19 protein-coding genes and 1 tRNA gene are annotated in these 16,695 nt (G+C 61.1%); 5 read left to right on the plus strand and 15 right to left on the minus strand.

The genetic code is table 11. The features are described 5' to 3' along the window. Positions 1 to 144: 144 nt before the first annotated feature. Complete coding sequence (locus NMB40_RS08315) at positions 145 to 501, minus strand: hypothetical protein (protein ID WP_129111535.1); 357 nt, start codon at positions 499 to 501, stop codon at positions 145 to 147. Between the two features lie 142 nt (positions 502 to 643). Then, the gene (locus NMB40_RS08320; RefSeq protein WP_074038356.1) at positions 644 to 973 is read right to left on the minus strand and encodes a YegP family protein; all 330 of its coding nucleotides are present in this window, start codon (positions 971 to 973) and stop codon (positions 644 to 646) included. A 1,378-nt stretch (positions 974 to 2,351) separates the two neighbouring features. Here NMB40_RS08320 and NMB40_RS08325 point away from each other — a divergent pair. Then, complete coding sequence (locus NMB40_RS08325) at positions 2,352 to 3,374, plus strand: DNA-binding protein (protein ID WP_019184712.1); 1,023 nt, start codon at positions 2,352 to 2,354, stop codon at positions 3,372 to 3,374. A 45-nt stretch (positions 3,375 to 3,419) separates the two neighbouring features. Next, a complete protein-coding gene (locus tag NMB40_RS08330) occupies positions 3,420 to 4,046 on the plus strand; it encodes an SEC-C domain-containing protein (RefSeq protein ID WP_019184711.1) in 627 nt (208 codons plus the stop codon). 3 nt (positions 4,047 to 4,049) lie between these two features. Here the strand turns inward: NMB40_RS08330 and NMB40_RS08335 are convergent. The 13 genes from NMB40_RS08335 to NMB40_RS08395 all read right to left on the minus strand — a co-directional run bounded on the left by NMB40_RS08335 (position 4,050) and on the right by NMB40_RS08395 (position 14,220). Beyond that, positions 4,050 to 4,152 (minus strand) — tRNA-Ile (locus tag NMB40_RS08335). A 107-nt stretch (positions 4,153 to 4,259) separates the two neighbouring features. Further along, a complete protein-coding gene (locus NMB40_RS08340) occupies positions 4,260 to 4,856 on the minus strand; it encodes a 3'-5' exoribonuclease (protein WP_228892862.1) in 597 nt (198 codons plus the stop codon). 108 nt (positions 4,857 to 4,964) lie between these two features. Next, positions 4,965 to 5,690 carry a phosphate signaling complex protein PhoU gene (gene phoU / locus NMB40_RS08345; protein WP_019184709.1) on the minus strand — a complete coding sequence of 242 codons (726 nt, stop codon included), beginning with the start codon at positions 5,688 to 5,690 and terminating at the stop codon, positions 4,965 to 4,967. Positions 5,691 to 5,702: 12 nt separating this feature from the next. After that, positions 5,703 to 6,530, minus strand: coding sequence for a phosphate ABC transporter ATP-binding protein PstB (pstB, locus tag NMB40_RS08350; protein WP_074038423.1), 828 nt, complete (start codon positions 6,528 to 6,530; stop codon positions 5,703 to 5,705). 14 nt (positions 6,531 to 6,544) lie between these two features. Continuing rightward, positions 6,545 to 7,474, minus strand: coding sequence for a phosphate ABC transporter permease PstA (gene pstA / locus NMB40_RS08355; RefSeq protein WP_082332067.1), 930 nt, complete (start codon positions 7,472 to 7,474; stop codon positions 6,545 to 6,547). Next, positions 7,474 to 8,418, minus strand: a complete 945-nt coding sequence (gene pstC, locus NMB40_RS08360) for a phosphate ABC transporter permease subunit PstC (RefSeq protein WP_494360683.1) — start codon at positions 8,416 to 8,418, stop codon at positions 7,474 to 7,476. The genes pstA and pstC overlap by 1 nt, the downstream gene beginning before the upstream one ends. Positions 8,419 to 8,468: 50 nt before the next feature. Beyond that, positions 8,469 to 9,521 (minus strand): PstS family phosphate ABC transporter substrate-binding protein, encoded by a 1,053-nt coding sequence (locus tag NMB40_RS08365; protein ID WP_037553611.1) that lies wholly within the window; start codon positions 9,519 to 9,521, stop codon positions 8,469 to 8,471. Between the two features lie 76 nt (positions 9,522 to 9,597). Continuing rightward, positions 9,598 to 10,032, minus strand: a complete 435-nt coding sequence (locus NMB40_RS08370) for an ArsR/SmtB family transcription factor (RefSeq protein WP_019184704.1) — start codon at positions 10,030 to 10,032, stop codon at positions 9,598 to 9,600. A 187-nt stretch (positions 10,033 to 10,219) separates the two neighbouring features. Continuing rightward, positions 10,220 to 11,293, minus strand: a complete 1,074-nt coding sequence (locus NMB40_RS08375) for an ArsO family NAD(P)H-dependent flavin-containing monooxygenase (RefSeq protein WP_026070021.1) — start codon at positions 11,291 to 11,293, stop codon at positions 10,220 to 10,222. A 24-nt stretch (positions 11,294 to 11,317) separates the two neighbouring features. Continuing rightward, on the minus strand, positions 11,318 to 12,304 hold the full coding sequence (gene trxB / locus NMB40_RS08380; RefSeq protein ID WP_012480204.1) for a thioredoxin-disulfide reductase: 987 nt from the start codon (positions 12,302 to 12,304) through the stop codon (positions 11,318 to 11,320). A gap of 3 nt (positions 12,305 to 12,307) precedes the next feature. Further along, the gene (arsB, locus tag NMB40_RS08385; protein WP_012480203.1) at positions 12,308 to 13,366 is read right to left on the minus strand and encodes an ACR3 family arsenite efflux transporter; all 1,059 of its coding nucleotides are present in this window, start codon (positions 13,364 to 13,366) and stop codon (positions 12,308 to 12,310) included. A 20-nt stretch (positions 13,367 to 13,386) separates the two neighbouring features. Further along, a complete protein-coding gene (locus NMB40_RS08390; RefSeq protein ID WP_032960056.1) occupies positions 13,387 to 13,878 on the minus strand; it encodes an arsenate reductase ArsC in 492 nt (163 codons plus the stop codon). A 27-nt stretch (positions 13,879 to 13,905) separates the two neighbouring features. Further along, the gene (locus NMB40_RS08395; protein WP_012480201.1) at positions 13,906 to 14,220 is read right to left on the minus strand and encodes an ArsR/SmtB family transcription factor; all 315 of its coding nucleotides are present in this window, start codon (positions 14,218 to 14,220) and stop codon (positions 13,906 to 13,908) included. A gap of 41 nt (positions 14,221 to 14,261) precedes the next feature. Here NMB40_RS08395 and arsH point away from each other — a divergent pair, with 41 nt between their 5' ends. The 3 genes from arsH to NMB40_RS08410 are packed head-to-tail and all read left to right on the plus strand — an operon-like array spanning position 14,262 to position 16,672. Continuing rightward, positions 14,262 to 15,002 (plus strand): arsenical resistance protein ArsH, encoded by a 741-nt coding sequence (gene arsH / locus NMB40_RS08400; protein WP_012480200.1) that lies wholly within the window; start codon positions 14,262 to 14,264, stop codon positions 15,000 to 15,002. Further along, positions 14,999 to 15,418 (plus strand): arsenate reductase (glutaredoxin), encoded by a 420-nt coding sequence (arsC, locus tag NMB40_RS08405; protein ID WP_019186247.1) that lies wholly within the window; start codon positions 14,999 to 15,001, stop codon positions 15,416 to 15,418. Before arsH ends, arsC begins: the two co-directional genes overlap by 4 nt. Before the next feature lie 30 nt (positions 15,419 to 15,448). Next, positions 15,449 to 16,672 carry an MFS transporter gene (locus NMB40_RS08410; protein ID WP_019186248.1) on the plus strand — a complete coding sequence of 408 codons (1,224 nt, stop codon included), beginning with the start codon at positions 15,449 to 15,451 and terminating at the stop codon, positions 16,670 to 16,672. Positions 16,673 to 16,695 lie beyond the last annotated feature (23 nt).

Here is a 16,695-nt window from a genome sequence, read left to right on the forward strand (position 1 = left end):
AAACTCTTGAATCCAATATTCAAGAAGGGCACGCGTGCCTGAGCAGTACTCCAGGAATGCCTGTGTCACGCGGCTTCTGGTTCAATCAAGCCTAGGTCTGTAATCCACGAACTGCCTGACGTCGAGGGGTGTTTCCTCGTTGAATCATGGTGTTAGAGACGATTCGGCTGTTTTTCTCACGAATCCCTGCCGACCTTCTTGCTCAAAAGGACCGAACTCACGCAGCACAGCCAGAATCTCGGCCAAGTGGTCCACAGGCTGGCCGCTCGGGAGGAACTGCCATGTCGGGTAGCGGTAACTGGGCGACGGATTGGTGACGTAGACCCCCAGCAACTTGCCAGCGCGGCGCAACTGGCTGACCAAGCGGCCACCGTTCGGAGCATGAGAGCCAAGCCCCTGACTGACCTGTGCTGCAGTGAGCCATTGCTCAGCAAGTGTTTGGCGCGCGTCAGCCGCATCTCGGAGGATCCGTTGAGCGGGCGTAAAGGTGTCGAAGTGCATTCAGCCGCCTCGCACTATGGAGACCACACAGAACACGAGTCTAGCAAGTCGGAAGATTGTGGGCGATCTGTGGGGAAAACGTCCCAAGCCTCACGAATAGGGCACGCCCGCGGAGGGGAGCGGCATGCTCCCCATTTGGAATTCAAGCCTGGTCGTCAACTGGCGCAGTTGGCCCGTTGTTTTTAACAGCCTGAATTCCTGCCTCGCGGGCCTGGGTGGAAGAGTAGGTCTCACTGGTACCAATGCGCTCGCCATTAGCGGCCTTGAGGTTGAACATAGGCTGGCCGTTTGCCGCGTTCTTGCGCTCATAGCGCGAATCTTCAGGAGAGTTCGCCTTGACTGAAGCAATTCCAGTCAGTGCCCCTTGCTTGGAGGCATACAATTCACTGGTGAGGATGATCTCGTTGTTGCCGGCCTTAAGGACAAAGCGGTACTGCGTTCCCGAACGACTCAGAACATATCGAGCTGCCATGCAAGTTCCCCTAGCTGCGCTTGGATTGGCCAAGCGAATCTGTCAGAGGAAATCCTGAGTGTCTATCAGGGAAAGCCGCACCTCGACGAAAGATCGGCAGCATCCGGCAAAAACCGAAGCCATATAGACATTTACATCGCCCTGACAAACATAAGATGCGTTATGCGAGGTAACGCATTGATTTTATTGTGTTTTTTGAGTACGTCCCGATAGTACACCGAGTCGTCAACCTCATCAATACCTGGCGCAGCCCAGGACACACGTAGCGCGAACGGCATGGGCATCATCACCAGCGCGGCCGGGCCACGCCTAGTGGCCGGCTGAAAGGCGAGCTAAAAGCGTGGGGGAAACGTCCCGAATTGCCTGGTCAAGGTTCAGCGCAAGGATCAGGGTTCACCAGCGGCCATCATCGCTAGAAGAGGAGAACTCTTGCTTGGCCACGGCCAGGACCAGATCCGGATCCAGAGCAAGTACCTCTGATGGCTTCGCGCCGGACAATAGAGCATGCGGAGCGACCAGCCACTCGACTTCCTCCCACCCAGACGTAGGTTCGCCGCTTGAAACGCCATATGGCCCACGCAGTAGCGCCAACACTGCAGAGAGGCCAGCCCAAGGTGTCCCAGCAGGGTCGAGCTGCCACTGTGGAAAGAGATAGAGCTTCCGTTCTGCGATCCACACGCCCAAAACGCTGTCAGATTGAAGGCATTGCTTCAGGGTCCGGCCTTGGAGGGCATCCGGGCTCAGCAACGCTTCGAAAGTGTCCGCATCGAGCCAATCTGTCGCGACATCCACCCTGGCTTGAGCAGACGCGGTCGTTTCCGATGGTGGATCCCAGTGCATAGGACGCCTGCTGCAGAAGCTGCTTGCCGCAAGAATGCCACGGCTCGCCACTCAGGTAACCTGTGGGGGAAACGTCTCAACCCATCTGACCAGTCAGGCCGAGGGCTGCCCACAAGCGCAGCTAGCCGTCGGCAGCGCGTGTTACGGTGCAGTACCGATACATCTGATCCACCATTGGGCGAGGTGACGACCATGAATCTGATGACTGCCATGCTCCGCGGATTCGTCCAGGGCGCGAGGGAAACCCCGGCCGGGTTCTTCTCTCCGATAACTGGCCTGTGGCGGATCATGTCTACTCAGACAGATCGGGCCATCGGCAGGCACCGGCGGAAAGCGCTTCGATGAGGACGGACAGGCCTTCGATGAAGTAAGAGGCTCCTTAAACTGCGAGCTCAACTGGTCCTGTAACGGTAGATGTGTGCAACGGGCCAATCTACAGCCAGAAATCTCTGCATGGATTCACGGCGAGCCAGTATTGTCTGCCTGAAGGGGCAGAATCTCTGCCTGATCAGGGCAGAATTGTCTGTCGACGAACAATGTGCAGCGCGCCCGCGACATCCTCCGGGCCGAAGGTAAGAACCCCTCGGTGGACGCCGTCCGCGTGGCGCTGGGCAACACTGGGTCCAAAACCACCATCCATCGCTACCTGAAGGAGCTGGAAGAGGAGGAAGGGCAAGGCCTACGCGCCAAGATCGCTGTCAGCGATGCCCTGCAGGACCTGGTCGCGCGGCTGGCCGAGCGACTGCACGGCGAGGCCGAGGCGCTGATCGCCCAAGCGCAAGAGCGCTTCCAGGCCGAGCTGCAAGCGGGCACCCAAGCCTTGGAACAGGCCCGGCAAGAGGCCGGAAGCCTCAGTGCGCAGCTTCAGCGCACCGAGGCGGCGCTGCAGACAGAGCGCGAGGCCGGCGAAGCGGCTAGGCGCGACTTGGCCAGCCGTACCACTGAACTGGCCCAGCTAGAGGAGCGCATCGCGGGCCTCACAGCGCGACTGACCGAGCACGAAAGCCATGCGCGCTCCCTGGAACAGAAGCACGAGCATGCCAGGGAAGCCCTTGAGCACTACCGCACCTCGGTCAAAGACCAGCGCGAGCAGGAGCAACGCCGGCATGAGCACCAGGTGCAGGAACTGCAGGTCGCCCTGCGCCAAGCCAACGAAGTGTTGACCACCAAAAACCACGACCTGGTGCAGCTCAACAGGGAAAACGGCCAATGGCTGGAACGCCACACTCGGCTGGAAAGGGAGTTAGCGCAGTTGCGCCAGACCATCCAGACACAACAAGGCGAGCTCGATACGCTGCGCCTCACAGCGGCCGAACACCAGGCGCTGCAGGTGCGCTGGAGCCAAGATACCCAGAGTTTGGAAGCAGTACGACAGGAGCTCACCCAAGCTCGGACCGAATTGACCCAGGAGCGCGAACGACGCGAGCACGCCGAGGCGGGGACCCTGCGCGCCACGGTGCGTCTGAGCACCTTGGAGCCGCTTTTGGCCCAGCTACAGCCGGCCAGTACCGGCGGTAAAGGCTCGAAGCGGATCTCATCGGAAGAGACGCCGGAGCCATAACCTAGGTTGAGAACACTAGGCGCAACGATCGCAAGGAGCTTTGCTATGACCGTGGTAACGACCACACCCCCGGAAATCACCCGTGCAGTGCGGCGCCTGACCGATTCCGTCGTGCGCGGCGCAGAGCCCGTCTATCTGCCTGTGCAGCCGGAAGCCGATGCGATCGTGCATGAGTGCTTTCCCAACGTGCAAGCGAAGATCACGCGGGACGGCGGCCAGATGCGGTGCGGTTGGCAGCTGTGGGAATGGCCGCACGTGCTGGTGGAGGCAGAATTCCATGCCGTGTGGGTCAGCCCCGAGGGTGAAATGGTCGACATCACGCCAAAGCCTGAAGGTGAGACACGCATTCTCTTTGTGCCCGATCCGCGCAGACGCTACGAGGGCTTGGCCATCGACAACGTCCGCATGCCGTTACGCGATGACATGCTCATCAAGCACTTCATCCAGATGTCTGAAGCGATAGTCCGGGTGATGAACCGCGGCGAGCGAGCATCCCAATATGGAGAGGTGAGCGTTCCCGCCAATGAAATCCAGCCCCTTCTACAGGCCAGGGATTTCTTGGGCCAGTCACTCGGTGCGGGACTGCGTGAACATACGCCGTGCCTGTGTGGCAGCGGCAGCAAGTACAAGCGCTGCCATGGCGCGCAAGTAGAAGCATTCTTCCGTCATTGACGGTGGTGCCCCCGGTCGGAATCGAACCGACGTGTACGCGCTTATCTGGCGCGTGCTCTCACCGGGGTATAAGGCCGGCGCTCTGACCAACATGAGCAACAGGGGCGTGATCGATCAATGCGATCACGCCGGTATTCGGTGGCCGAGCTGGCAGATGTGACTCATGGCGCAAGCATACCCAATTCGCTCAATGCATCAAAGCCAGCAGAGCTTCTATACCCTGAGTCGCCGGTACGACTTGGCCCATGCTGGCGGCGGCAGGCGATCGGTAGCGACCAGCCACGCCATCCGCAACGCCTGCGCATCCGCCAGCGCGTGATGGCGCTTGGCGTTTTGCTCCGGATGTGCGGCGAACCAATCTTCTACCAGCATTCCCGTGAGGCCGTCCTTCAGCATGCGCGTCAGGATGGGGGTGGGAATTGGGCCGCAGGCTGCAGCCTGCTCGTCAGGCAGTTCAAAGCCATCCAAGGCGTACTGCAAGAGGTGCAAGTCGTTTGGGTAGTCCGCCATCACCGCTGGCGTCGCAACCGACCCCAGAAAGGCACGAAGCGCCGTGGTCAAAGCCGCATCCGACATGGCCGCATTTCCGCGGGTCAGCAGCGGGTATACGGCCTGGCGAACAAAGTCGGTCGGCGTTTCGGAAAGATCGGCACGTTCGGCGTAAAAGTCCTGCTCCCCATCCTCCCGGACCAGCGCGAGGCTGACCAACTCAGCGCCCAATACATCGGACCACTCGGTATCAAGAAAGTAATATGTCACCGCCATCACTCCATGGTGCCACAACACCATGCGATAAATAACCCGTTGCATGGTGCAACGTGAAATCTGGGGAAGGAGGTAGTCCCGTCGTCACAAAACGGCTCTCCGACCTCGTCGCCGTTGGGCGCAGCGGCCCAATATGCAGGGATAGTGGGTTTGTTAGCTGTTGCCGAGGTTGTCACTTCCCGCCCTGGGCAGGGTGCTTTCATCCATCTTGGGGCGTTTGCCGATGGGTAACGCTCCGCTGACCATGTATACGACGTCCTCGGCTATGTTGGTTGCGTGGTCACCAACCCGCTCGATATTTTTGACGACGAACAGCAGGTGAGCTAAGTCAAATGCGGAGGCGCGGTCGTCGGCCATGCATTGGACGATATCCTTGAACAAGATCGTGTGCATCGCGTCAATTACTGCATCTTCCTCCCAAACGCGATAAGCCGAATGAATGTCCATCGTGGCAAAGGACTCCCGCGCTGATTTCAGCTGCAATAGCGTGAGCTCGGCCATACGCTGCATAGGCTCCGCAAGCTCTGCTGGTATCGGAGCCTCGCTCATTGCCATCGAGCGTTTGGCAATGTTGTAAGCAAGATCGCCCACGCGCTCCAGGTTTGAACTAATTCGGATTGCCGCCATCACATGGCGAAGGTCGATCGCTAGCGGCTGTCTACGCGCGATCATGCTCACAGCGTCGCTATCAATCTGCGCCGCAAGCCGGTTCAGTCGCTCCTCACGCTCTGCCACTTCCTTGGCCATTTGCTCGTTGCCACGCCGTAGCGACCAGACGGCATCCGTAAGCTGCTGTTCGGCAAGGATGCCGAGCTCAAGGATGTGTGAAGTAAGCCCCCGCAGCTCGACATCGAAAGACTGGACAATATGGTCGGTCATGACCTTTGCTCCTCAGCCGAAACGGCCGGTGATGTACTCGTGGGTCTTCTGCTCTTTCGGATTGGTAAAAAACTCCGCCGTAGGGCCACTCTCAATGAGCTGTCCCATGTGCATGAATGCCGTCCTGTCCGAGATCCGCGCAGCCTGCTGCATGTTGTGGGTAACAATGACGATGGTGTACTGCGCACGCAACTCGTCGATCAGCTCTTCAATCCGCGCAGTTGCAATGGGATCGAGTGCAGATGTGGGTTCATCAAAGAGAATTATCTCGGGGTTGGGCGCCAGCGCCCTGGCTATGCACAGACGCTGCTGCTGACCGCCGGACAACTCGAATGCTGACTTACCAAGCCTGTCCTTCACCTCATCCCAGAGGGCCGCTCCGCGCAATGCGCGTTCGACATGCTCAGTGACAACTGATTTGTTGCGCACACCGCGAATCATGATCCCTGAGGCCACGTTGTCAAAGATCGATTTCGGGAACGGATTTGGCTTCTGAAAAACCATGCCAATGCGCAGCCTCACGCGCATCGGGTCCACATCCGGCCCTACGATATTCAGGTTCTCCGGCATGAGGGTAATCGCGCCGGAGTACCGGTTATTCGGATACAGGTCATGCATCCGGTTGAAGCAGCGCAGTAGCGTACTTTTGCCGCAGCCCGAGGGGCCGATCAGCGCAGTGACCTGGTTGCTGCCGATCGACAGGTTGATGTCCTTCAGCGCGTGGAACTTGTCATAATGGAAGTCAAGCCCACGGACCTCAGCACGCACCGTCGCATCGTGGGCGGGGGTTGAGGTGCGTTCGGCCACGGGAACCGGAATTGAGATGGTCGAGTGATTCATGTTGTCTCCGTGGATCACCGCAAGCGGCGGCGAAGGCGGTAACGCAGCCAGATTGCAAAGCCGTTCATCAGCAGGGTCATGCCCAGCAGCACCAGCCCGGCGGCGGCTGCATTCACGTGAAAGCCAGCCTGCGGTCGCGACACCCAGTTGAACATCTGGATGGGCATCACGGTGAAGGGGGAGCTGAGCCATTCAAAACTGATGAAGGGAGCAGATGCCTGGATTGGTGACGGCGGCAGGAAGGCAATGAAGGTCAGTGCGCCGATGGTGATGATCGGCGCGGTTTCGCCAATGGCCCGCGACATGCCCACGATGGCGCCAGTCAGGATTCCCGGACGCGCGGCCGGAAGCAGAAAGATGCTGACGGTCTGCCACTGATCTGCCCCCAGCCCGAAAGCAGCCTCGCGGATGTCTTGAGGAATGGCACGCAGTGACTCGCGGGTCGCGACAATGATGATGGGCAGGATCAGCAGAGCAAGCGTCATGCCCGCGACCAGGATCGTTTGGCCGAGCCCGAACATCTGGACGAAGAGCCCCAGTGCCAGCAGTCCGAAGATGATCGAAGGAACGCCAGCAAGGTTGGTGACATTGACCTCAATAAAGTCGGTGACCCAGTGCTTCGGGGCGTATTCCTCAAGATAGACGCCTGCGGCGACCCCCACCGGCACGGCAAGGACCCCGGTCACCAGCATGACAAGGCAAGTACCGATCCACGCCGAGAGAATACCGGCAGACTCAGGTCGGCGAGAGGGGAAGTTGGTGAAAAAGTCTGGAGTGAGTCTGGCCGCGCCGTCGACTACGAAGTCGGCTACAAGCGCCATCAGAATGGTCAGGGTCAGGAACAGTACCAGCAGCCCGAGCACGGTGAAGCACAAGTCTGAAACTCTTGCGCGCCGTGTAATTGCAGCATCGTCAAGGCCCATGGGCTCGATGTGGTCGCGCATCAGTAGGCCTCCCGGTAGCGCTTGCGGAGCCAGAAGGCGAAGAGGTTGAAACTGAACGTAAGTGCGAAAAGCGTCAATCCGGCGGCGAAGATGGTCTGATAGGCAATCGACTCATGTGGAAGATCGCCCATGCTCAACTGCACGATGTATGAGGTGATAGTTGCTGCACCCTCGAGCGGATTGGTCGCGATCCTGGCCTGCTGGCCGGCAGCGATAGCCACTACCATAGTCTCGCCGACCGCCCGCGACATTCCGAGCAAGTAAGCGGCGGTGACGCCCGAGAGCGCAGCTGGCGTCACCACCTTCAGTCCGGTCTGCAGGCGGGTGAATCCCAGTGCGTATGCCCCCTCACGCAGCGAATCAGGCACGGCGCGCATGGCATCTTCGCTCATGGATACGATGTAGGGCAAGATCATGATGCCGATGACCACCCCAGACACGAGCAGGTTGAAGCGCGCCAGACCCGGGATGAAGGATTGAAAGATGGGCGTCAAGAACAGCAGAGCGAAGTACCCGAAAGCGACCGTTGGTACGCCTGCAATGAGCTCAAGGAACGGCTTTACCGCTTCACGGAGCCTGGGCTTGGCGAACTCGCTGAGATACAACGCGAGAATCGTGCCGGCAGGCACGGCAACAACCAGGGCAATGGCCGTGGTCATCAGCGTACCCGACAGTAGTGTCATGATCCCGAAGTGCTTCTCTTCGAAGACGGGCGTCCAATGCGTATCGGTCAGGAAGTCCACGATGGACACCTGAGTGAGGAACTTCAAGCTCTCACTGAGAAGGACGTAGAGGATGCCGAAGGTGACCAGAACTGATAGCGCCGCTGCGACGAACAGTACCAGGCGAATGCCTGTGTCGATGGCATGGCGGCGGCGCAGAAATGCGTCGCTTGGCTGAAGCGGGACAGGACCCACATCGAGGAAGGAACCACTACTTTTCATCAGACGGCCTCAGCCAGCGCGCACATCGCTGTGCGCGCCGACCATGATTGTCAGTAAACCAGCTTCTCTTTCAGCAGCTCGTCGATGGAAACGCCAATCTTCGAGCCAGTGAAGCCGGTGCCAATCTCCCGCTTTGCAAAGCGCTCGCGCATTGCGGCCAATGCGTTCTCCGGCAGCGGTACATAGCCCACCTCCTGCACCAATCCTTCGGAGTGCTTGGAGTCCAGATAGAACTCGACAAAGCGCGCGACCTCGGGCTTGGTTTCGGCGGCCTTCTTGCTTACGTAGATGAAGATCGGGCGCGACAGAGGCTGATACTGGCCGGAGCGCGCGGTTTCGACGCTGGGCGCGACCGCCTGGGCGGCGGCGTTGGTCTTGATGCCTACTGCCTTGAGCTTGTCGGCGTTCTCTTCGTAATAGGCCAAACCGAAGAACCCCAGTGCATTGGCATCACCCGAGACTCCCTGCACCAGCACGTTGTCGTCCTCCGAGGCCGTGTAGTCGCCGCGACTGGAGTGCTCCTTGCCAACGATTGCAGCGGTGAAATAGTCGTAGGTGCCCGAATCGGTGCCCGCACCGTAGAGGACCAGCGGCTTGTCCGGGAAGCTCGGACGAATCTGGTTCCAGTTGGTGATCTTGCCCTGTGCTTCAGGGACCCACATGGCCTTCAGTTCGTCGACGGTGAGGTCATTGGCCCAGGTGTTCTGTGGGTTGACCACAACTGTCAGAGCGTCCATCGCGACTGGAAGCTCGATGTACTCTACGCCAGCGGCCTTGCAGGCTTCCTTCTCCTCACCCTTGATCGGGCGCGACGCATTGGAGATGTCGGTTTCGCCGCGGCAGAACTTCTTGAAGCCGCCACCGGTTCCTGACATGCCGACCGTTACTTTGATGCCGGCATTTTCTTTCTGGAACTCTTCAGCCATCGCTTCGGTGACGGGAAACACGGTCGACGAGCCGTCCGTGCTCACCATGCCGGTGATCTCGCCGGCTTTTGCAGGTGCCCCGGCACTGTCCTGGCCAGTGGTAGCAGGTGTTCCAGACGGCGAGCAGGCGAGGATGCTGAGCGTTGCGGCGGCAAGCAAAGTGAGGCGCAGGTACATGTAAGTCTCCGAGGTTCAGATGAGCATGGGTGCGATGGTTAGGTACCCCCCGACTCCCCAGCCGGGCGGTACACGACTATTTGAGCGGCCGCGGTGGGGCAGGGACCTCCGCCACGCAATCGCAGGCGGGATCGGTGGGATGAGGCTGCAGACAGAGCTCGGAACGACCGCCGCAGCAATCGTCCAGCAGGAAGGCCAGCAAACCATGCATGCCGTCCAGGCAGGCGCGATAGCGCACGAAGCGGCCTTCGCGGGTGCCGCAGATCAATCCGCCTCGGCTCAGCACGGCCAGATGGTTGGACAAGGTGTTGTGCCGCATTCCCATCATGTCGGTCAGGACACCGGCGGTCAGTCCTTCCGGCTCGTGGTTCACCAGCGTGCGGAAGATCACAAGACGTGCGCCGTTGCTCAGTGCCGACAGTGCATCCAGCGCATGGTCGATCGACATCGATGCGCTGAGTGAGCGCCGTTCGAAGTAATCAAAATCCAAGACGCGTTGGGGCTGGGCCATCACGGTGCTCCGATTGCACAAGATGTCGACATGTCGAGATATATCGACATGACGAAATGGTGGGCCCTCTATGTGACACCGTGATGCCACACACCTATTCAGTTATCGATCAACGTCGCTCACAAAAAATCCCGCGGGAGCGGGACGTTGAGGGGAGCAAGCTGGCACGGTTGGCAACAGGGGTCAGCTACCTGTCCTGGTGGTCTGCGCAATAGGCAGTGACCTGCCTCACCGCCTCGCGGGCGTAACGCGTGACCCCAATCAGCGTGGCAGAGGCCATGCCGTTCCAATCCCCGTATCCCAATAACCAAACCGAGGGCACCGCCAACGCGCGCAGGCCGCTGCCGTCGACCTCCACCTGGCCCTGCGGGGTTACAAGGTCCAGGCCCTTCAGGTGCGACAACGCCGGGCGGAAGCCGGTGCACCAGATCACTGCATCGAACGCCCGCTCGGTGCCGTCGGCCCATTGCATGCCGGTGGGGGAGAAGCGGGCCGGCGGTGGGACTGCGGCGAGCACCCCGCGCGCCCGCGCGTCGAGCACCGGCGGCACCATGACGATGTCGCCGAAACCGCCTGGTGGCAGGTCAGGCTCCCGGCCTTCCTGCTGCGCCTTCCATCGCTCAGTCGCGCGTTCGAACAGCACGCGGCCGTCGACGTCATCGGCCAGGAACGCCGGTTCGTGCTGTGTGATCCAGGTGGTTTCCGCCACCGTCGATACTTCGGCCAGAATCTGCGCACCGGAATTGCCACCACCGATGATGGCCACCCGCATTCCGGCGAACGGCGCAGGGGTGCTGTAGTGAGCGGAGTGCAGCTGGATCCCCGCAAATGACTCCAACCCTTGGTACTCAGGCGTGTAGGCTTCCCCCCATGTTCCGGTGGCGCTGATCACCGCCCGCGCCAACCATTGCCGACCGTCCCTGGCCACCACCCGCAGACGCTCGCCAAAGTGGCTGACTCGTTGCACGCGGATAGGGCGAAGAACGGGCAGCGCATATTTTTGTTCGTACTGCGCCAGATAAGCGAGCACTTCGGCACGCGCAGGGTAGGGGCCTTGGCTGGCGGGCATGGGCCATCCGGGAATGGAGCTCCAGCCCGCCGGGGAAAACAGATGCAGCGAGTGCCAGGCATGCTGCCATGCGCCGCCGGGCGACGCTTCCGCATCGAGAATTACATAGGACAGCCCGCTGCGGCGCAGGAAATAGCCGGCAGAAAGACCCGATTGGCCACCTCCGATTACCACCACATCGACGCTGTCCATCTGTGCTCCCTCGCGCCGCCTCACTCAGGCGGCATTCTTTCTCTGCTGTTGATCGGAGATCTTGAGTGCATCCAGGTAGCGCTCCGCATCCAGTGCAGCCATGCAGCCGAAGCCGGCCGAGGTGATGGCCTGGCGGTAGTGCTGGTCGGCCACGTCGCCGGCGGCGAACACACCTTCCACCGAGGTCTGGGTGGCGTTGCCGCCCAGGCCCGAGCGGATGTCCAGGTAGCCGTTGTTCATGGTCAGCTGGCCGTCGAACAGGCTGGTGTTGGGGTGGTGGCCGATGGCCACGAAGAAGCCGTGTGCCTCGATGTCGCGGGTGCTGCCGTCCAGGGTGGACTTGACCCGCACGCCGGTGACGCCGGCTTCATTGCCCAGCACTTCGTCCACCTGGTGGTGCCACACGGTTTCGATCTTGCCGTGGGCGACCTTGGCGAACAGCTTATCCTGCATGATCTTTTCCGCCTTCAGGGTGTCGCGGCGGTGGACCAGGTAGACCTTGCGGGCGATGTTGGACAGGTACAGGGCCTCTTCCACGGCGGTGTTGCCGCCGCCCACCACGACCACGTCCTGGTCACGGTAGAAGAAGCCGTCGCAGGTGGCGCAGGCGGAGACGCCGCGGCCCTTGAATTCCTCTTCGGTCGGAATGCCCAGGTACTTGGCGGTGGCGCCGGTGGCAATGATCAGCGCGTCGCAGGTGTACTCGGCGCTGTCGCCGATCAGCTTGAACGGGCGCTGGGTCACATCCGCGGTGTGGATGTGGTCGAAGATCACTTCGGTCTCGAAGCGCTCAGCGTGGGCCTGCATGCGCGCCATCAGGTCCGGGCCCATCAGGCCGTGGGCGTCGCCCGGCCAGTTGTCCACTTCGGTGGTGGTCATGAGCTGGCCGCCCTGCTGAAGACCGGTGATCACCACCGGGTTCAGGTTGGCGCGGGCGGCGTAGACCGCTGCCGTCCAGCCGGCCGGGCCGGAACCGAGGATCAACAGCGGGATGTGTCGGGTCGTGCTCATAACTCAATGACTCCGTGCGTCGGCAGGAAAGTAGCGCTTGCCCAGCCGCAGGGCGACATGGACCAACAGGATCAGCACCGGCACCTCCACCAGCGGTCCGATGACCGCAGCGAAGGCGACCGGCGAAGCCAGACCAAAGGCGGCGATGGCGACGGCGATGGCCAGCTCGAAGTTGTTGCCAGCAGCAGTGAAGGCGATCGCGGTCGTGCGCGGGTAGTCCTTCGCAATGAACTTGCCCATGAAGAAGCTCAGCACGAACTGAATGATGAAATAGAGCGTCAGCGGGATCGCGATGCGCACTGCATCCATCGGGATGCGCAGCACATCGCCCCCCTTCAGGCTGAACATGGCAACGATCGTGAACAGCAACGCCGCCAGCGTGATCGGACTGATCGCTGGCAGGAACTTCTCTTCATACCAACGCACGCCTTTGCGCGCCTTGAGCCAGCGGCTGGTGAGGAACCCTGCGAGGAAGGGGATGCCCAGATAAATCAGCACCGCCTCGGCAATGGTCCAGAAGCTGACGTCGATCACGCTGCCCTGCAGGCCGAACACCGGCGGCAGCCACGACAGGAAGAACCACGCGTACACACTGAACAACGCGATCTGGAAGATCGAGTTGAAGGCCACCAGCCCGGCCACATACTGCCCATCACCGCGGGCGAGCTGATTCCAGACCAGCACCATAGCGATACAGCGTGCCAGGCCAATCAGGATCAGGCCAGTCATGTACTCAGGGTAGTCGCGCAGGAACAGCACCGCCAGGCCGAACATCAGGAACGGACCGATGATCCAGTTCTGCACCAGCGAGAGCATCAGCACGCGCTTGTCGGCAAACACCTTGGGCAGCTCTTCGTACTTCACCTTGGCCAGCGGCGGATACATCATTAGGATCAGGCCAATGGCGATCGGGATGTTGGTCGATCCAATCGACAGGCTGTGAAGCGCGCTGGGGACGCCTTCGAACATCGCGCCCAAGCCGACGCCAAGGGCCATCGCCAAGAAAATCCAGAGCGTAAGGTACCGGTCCAGGAAGGACAGGCGGGGGGAATCAGTAGTCATGGCAGGTCTCGGAAAAGCGGTTAGTCGATCTGCGCGATCGGGTCGAGGCGAGCCTTCAGCGCTGCGCGGTCGTCCCAGGCGCTGTCAGGAATCTCCAGGAAGGCCTGCAGGCGTCGCTTGATGGTCTGATGGGCACGGTCAAAGGCTTCTGCCTTCTGCGCATCCGAACCTTCCACGCCGGCCGGGTCGAACAGGCCCCAATGCACGCGAACGAAGTCACCAAACACCACCGGGCACGCCTCGGCGGCCGCGCTGTCACACACGGTGACGATCAGATCCATGGCAGCGGCATCGGCTTCGGCAAATTCGTCCCAGGACTTGCTGCGCATGCCCTCGACGGGGAAGCCTTCGCGCTCCAGCTGGGCAATGGCAAAGGGATTGACGCGACCGGCCGGCTGGCTGCCCGCACTGAAGGAGAGATAGCGGCCTTCGCCCCATTTTTTAAGGGTCGATTCGGCAAGCACGCTGCGGGCGGAGTTGCCAGTACACAAGAACAGAACACGACGGGTCATTTGAGCGATCTCTAGGAGGGGGGGAGGTCAGCAGCCAGCAGGACGTTCGCAGGCCTGTTCGTCGGCGCAGCAGTTTTCGGTCAGGTAGGCAACCAGCGAGCTCATCGCCTCGAACTCGGCGCGGTAGCAGATGGTGCGACCGCGCTGCTCGGCGGTGATCAGGCCAGCGGCCAGCAACTCCTTCAGATGGAAGGAGAGGGTGGCACCGGGAAGGGAGAGGGACTGGGCGATATCGCCGGCCAGCTTGCCGCCACTTCCGGCTTGGACCAGCAGGCGGAAGATGGAAAGCCGGGTGGCGTGACCCAGGGCGGCCAGGGCGTGAGTTGCGTTTTTATGTTCCATGATTCTAGAATAGTCGAATCGAATAGGCAGGACAACCCCCCATGCAACACCTTCCCAATGTCGTCCCGGGCGCCTTGAACCCTCCGGTGGCCGAAAAGCTGAGCGAGCCCAATGCCGCGCCGCACCGGCCCCGCATCCTGATCTTGTACGGTTCCCTGCGCCCGCAGTCGTTCAGCCGCAAGCTGGCTTTGGAGGCGCAGCGGTTGCTGGAACATCTGGGCGCAGAGACCCGAGTGTTTGATCCGCATGAGCTGCCGATGCTCGATTCGGTGCCCGCCTCCCACCCCAAGGTGCAGGAGCTGCGCCAAGCCTCGTTGTGGTCCGAGGGGCACGTGTGGGTCAGCCCGGAGCGGCACGGGACGCTGACTGCCGTGTTCAAGAACCAGATTGACTGGCTACCGCTGGAAGAGGGCAGCGTACGCCCGACCCAAGGTCGCACGCTGGCAGTGATGCAGGTCTGCGGTGGCTCCCAGTCCTTCAACGTGGTCAACGCGTTGCGCGTTCTCGGCCGCTGGATGCGGATGGTCACGATTCCGAACCAGTCCTCGGTGGCCAAGGCCTGGCAGGAGTTCGATGACGAGGGGCGCATGAAGCCTTCCGCCTACTACGATCGCGTCGTGGATGTGATGGAAGAGCTGGTCAAGTTCACCCTCCTGGTGCGTGGACGCAGTGACTACCTGGTTGATCGCTACAGCGAACGAAAGGGGGCTGTCGAAGCGGCCGCGCTGACTGCCGCGGCCGGTGTCGTCGAGACCGCATTGAATGAAAAGGAGAACGCATGAACGCTGTCATCTATCACAACCCCAAGTGCGGCACCTCGCGGAACACCTTGGCTTTAATTCGCCACGCCGGCATTGAGCCTGAAGTCATTGAGTACCTGGTCAACCCACCCAGCCGAACGCGGCTTGTCGAGCTGATTGCCGCCGCCGGATTGGATGTTCGCGGTGCAATCCGCCAGAAAGGCACACCCTATCTGGAACTGGGGCTGCACGATCCCGCGTTGAGCGAGGACGCACTGCTGGATGCCATGCTGGCCAATCCTATTCTCATCAATCGCCCCTTCGTCCAGACCACCATGGGCACGCGCCTGTGCCGGCCTTCTGAGGTGGTTCTGGACATCCTGCCAGCAGTGCACGAGCCCTTTACCAAGGAAGATGGCGAAGTGGTGATCGATCAGGACGGCAAGCGCGTCCGCTGAGTTGCTAAGCGGCAGGGAGAGTTCGAGAGCATGCAAAGCGCGTCCAAGCAGCCGCAAAAGCTGCCCCGGCTGATCGTTGCGCTGGGAGTGGGCCAGATCATTGCGTGGGCCAGCAGCTATTACCTGTTGGCCATTCTGGCGCTTCCCATGTCCAGAAGCACTGGCTGGTCGCTGGGGCTGTTGGTCGGAGGCCTCTCCGCTGGGCTGGTCACAGCCGGACTACTCGCTCCTCTGGCCGGTCGGACCATCGACAGGCGGGGAGGGCGGACCGTACTGGCGGTCAGCTCCGTAGTGTTTGCCATGGGCCTCGCGGCGCTGGCCACGTCACACTCCCCAACTACCTATTACCTTGGCTGGGTGGTACTGGGCGTTGCCATGTCTGCGGGCCTGTATGACGCTGCGTTCACGACACTGGGACAGCTGCTCGGGGCAAACGCGAAGCAATCCATTGCCGGCCTGACCTTGGTGGCCGGCTTTGCAAGCACGCTCGGCTGGCCAGCGCTGACCTACCTTGACGAGGCCATGGGATGGCGCGGCGCGTTGTGGGTGGCTGCCGCATTCAACCTGCTGGTCGCATTGCCCATCCATTTGCTCGCTATTCCGAAGCATCAGCCCCGTATTAGCGCAAGTCCGCATCCCTCAGCGGTCGCTGCCGTCCACACCAGCACTGCAGCACCCGTTTCAGCTGCAGCACCGCCTGCACACTGGCTTGTGCTCATTGGCCTGTTGCTGACCTGCCAGGCAGCGATCATGGCGACCTTATCGGTGCATCTGATTGCGCTGCTCGGTGCCATCGGGCTGGCGCCATCGGTTGCGCTGCTCGCTGGCATGGTGATCGGCCCCGCGCAGGTCATCGCTCGTTTGCTGGAGATGTACTTCGGGCGAGGCGTGCATCCGACCTGGTCCGCACGCGTGGGAATTGCAGCGACATTGGCAGCGCTACTGCTGCTACTCACTGGATACTCGTGGGCAGCGATCATTGCATTCGTCATCTACGGTGCCGGCAACGGGATACTCACGGTGGCCCGCGGCACCCTCCCGTTGGCGTTGATCGGATCGGCGGACTACGGCAAGACCATGGGCCAACTTGCCCGTCCCATGCTACTGGCACAGGCGGCAGCACCGCCGCTTGCAGCCATTGCGCTCGAGCGAACCGAGCCTGTTTGGCTGATCTGCCTATTGGCGCTGCTTGCCACTGTTTCCTTGGTTGGAAGCTGTTGGTTGCCTGCAAAGACGCAGGGCGTGAGCCCTTGAATATGCATGCGTGTGCATATATG

This window comes from Stenotrophomonas sp. FBCC-B152 (assembly GCF_059134105.1).

Excerpts from the sequence above, each read along its gene's own strand:
- NMB40_RS08315 (WP_129111535.1), bottom strand. The coding sequence starts at position 501 with ATGCACTTCGACACCTTTACGCCCGCTCAACGGATCCTCCGAGATGCG.
- NMB40_RS08320 (WP_074038356.1), bottom strand. The coding sequence starts at position 973 with ATGGCAGCTCGATATGTTCTGAGTCGTTCGGGAACGCAGTACCGCTTT.
- NMB40_RS08330 (WP_019184711.1), top strand. The coding sequence starts at position 3,420 with ATGACCGTGGTAACGACCACACCCCCGGAAATCACCCGTGCAGTGCGG.
- NMB40_RS08340 (WP_228892862.1), bottom strand. The coding sequence starts at position 4,856 with ATGCAACGGGTTATTTATCGCATGGTGTTGTGGCACCATGGAGTGATG.
- phoU (WP_019184709.1), bottom strand. The coding sequence starts at position 5,690 with ATGACCGACCATATTGTCCAGTCTTTCGATGTCGAGCTGCGGGGGCTT.
- pstB (WP_074038423.1), bottom strand. The coding sequence starts at position 6,530 with ATGAATCACTCGACCATCTCAATTCCGGTTCCCGTGGCCGAACGCACC.
- pstA (WP_082332067.1), bottom strand. The coding sequence starts at position 7,474 with ATGCGCGACCACATCGAGCCCATGGGCCTTGACGATGCTGCAATTACA.
- pstC (WP_494360683.1), bottom strand. The coding sequence starts at position 8,418 with ATGAAAAGTAGTGGTTCCTTCCTCGATGTGGGTCCTGTCCCGCTTCAG.
- NMB40_RS08365 (WP_037553611.1), bottom strand. The coding sequence starts at position 9,521 with ATGTACCTGCGCCTCACTTTGCTTGCCGCCGCAACGCTCAGCATCCTC.
- NMB40_RS08370 (WP_019184704.1), bottom strand. The coding sequence starts at position 10,032 with ATGGCCCAGCCCCAACGCGTCTTGGATTTTGATTACTTCGAACGGCGC.
- NMB40_RS08375 (WP_026070021.1), bottom strand. The coding sequence starts at position 11,293 with ATGGACAGCGTCGATGTGGTGGTAATCGGAGGTGGCCAATCGGGTCTT.
- trxB (WP_012480204.1), bottom strand. The coding sequence starts at position 12,304 with ATGAGCACGACCCGACACATCCCGCTGTTGATCCTCGGTTCCGGCCCG.
- arsB (WP_012480203.1), bottom strand. The coding sequence starts at position 13,366 with ATGACTACTGATTCCCCCCGCCTGTCCTTCCTGGACCGGTACCTTACG.
- NMB40_RS08390 (WP_032960056.1), bottom strand. The coding sequence starts at position 13,878 with ATGACCCGTCGTGTTCTGTTCTTGTGTACTGGCAACTCCGCCCGCAGC.
- NMB40_RS08395 (WP_012480201.1), bottom strand. The coding sequence starts at position 14,220 with ATGGAACATAAAAACGCAACTCACGCCCTGGCCGCCCTGGGTCACGCC.
- arsH (WP_012480200.1), top strand. The coding sequence starts at position 14,262 with ATGCAACACCTTCCCAATGTCGTCCCGGGCGCCTTGAACCCTCCGGTG.
- arsC (WP_019186247.1), top strand. The coding sequence starts at position 14,999 with ATGAACGCTGTCATCTATCACAACCCCAAGTGCGGCACCTCGCGGAAC.
- NMB40_RS08410 (WP_019186248.1), top strand. The coding sequence starts at position 15,449 with ATGCAAAGCGCGTCCAAGCAGCCGCAAAAGCTGCCCCGGCTGATCGTT.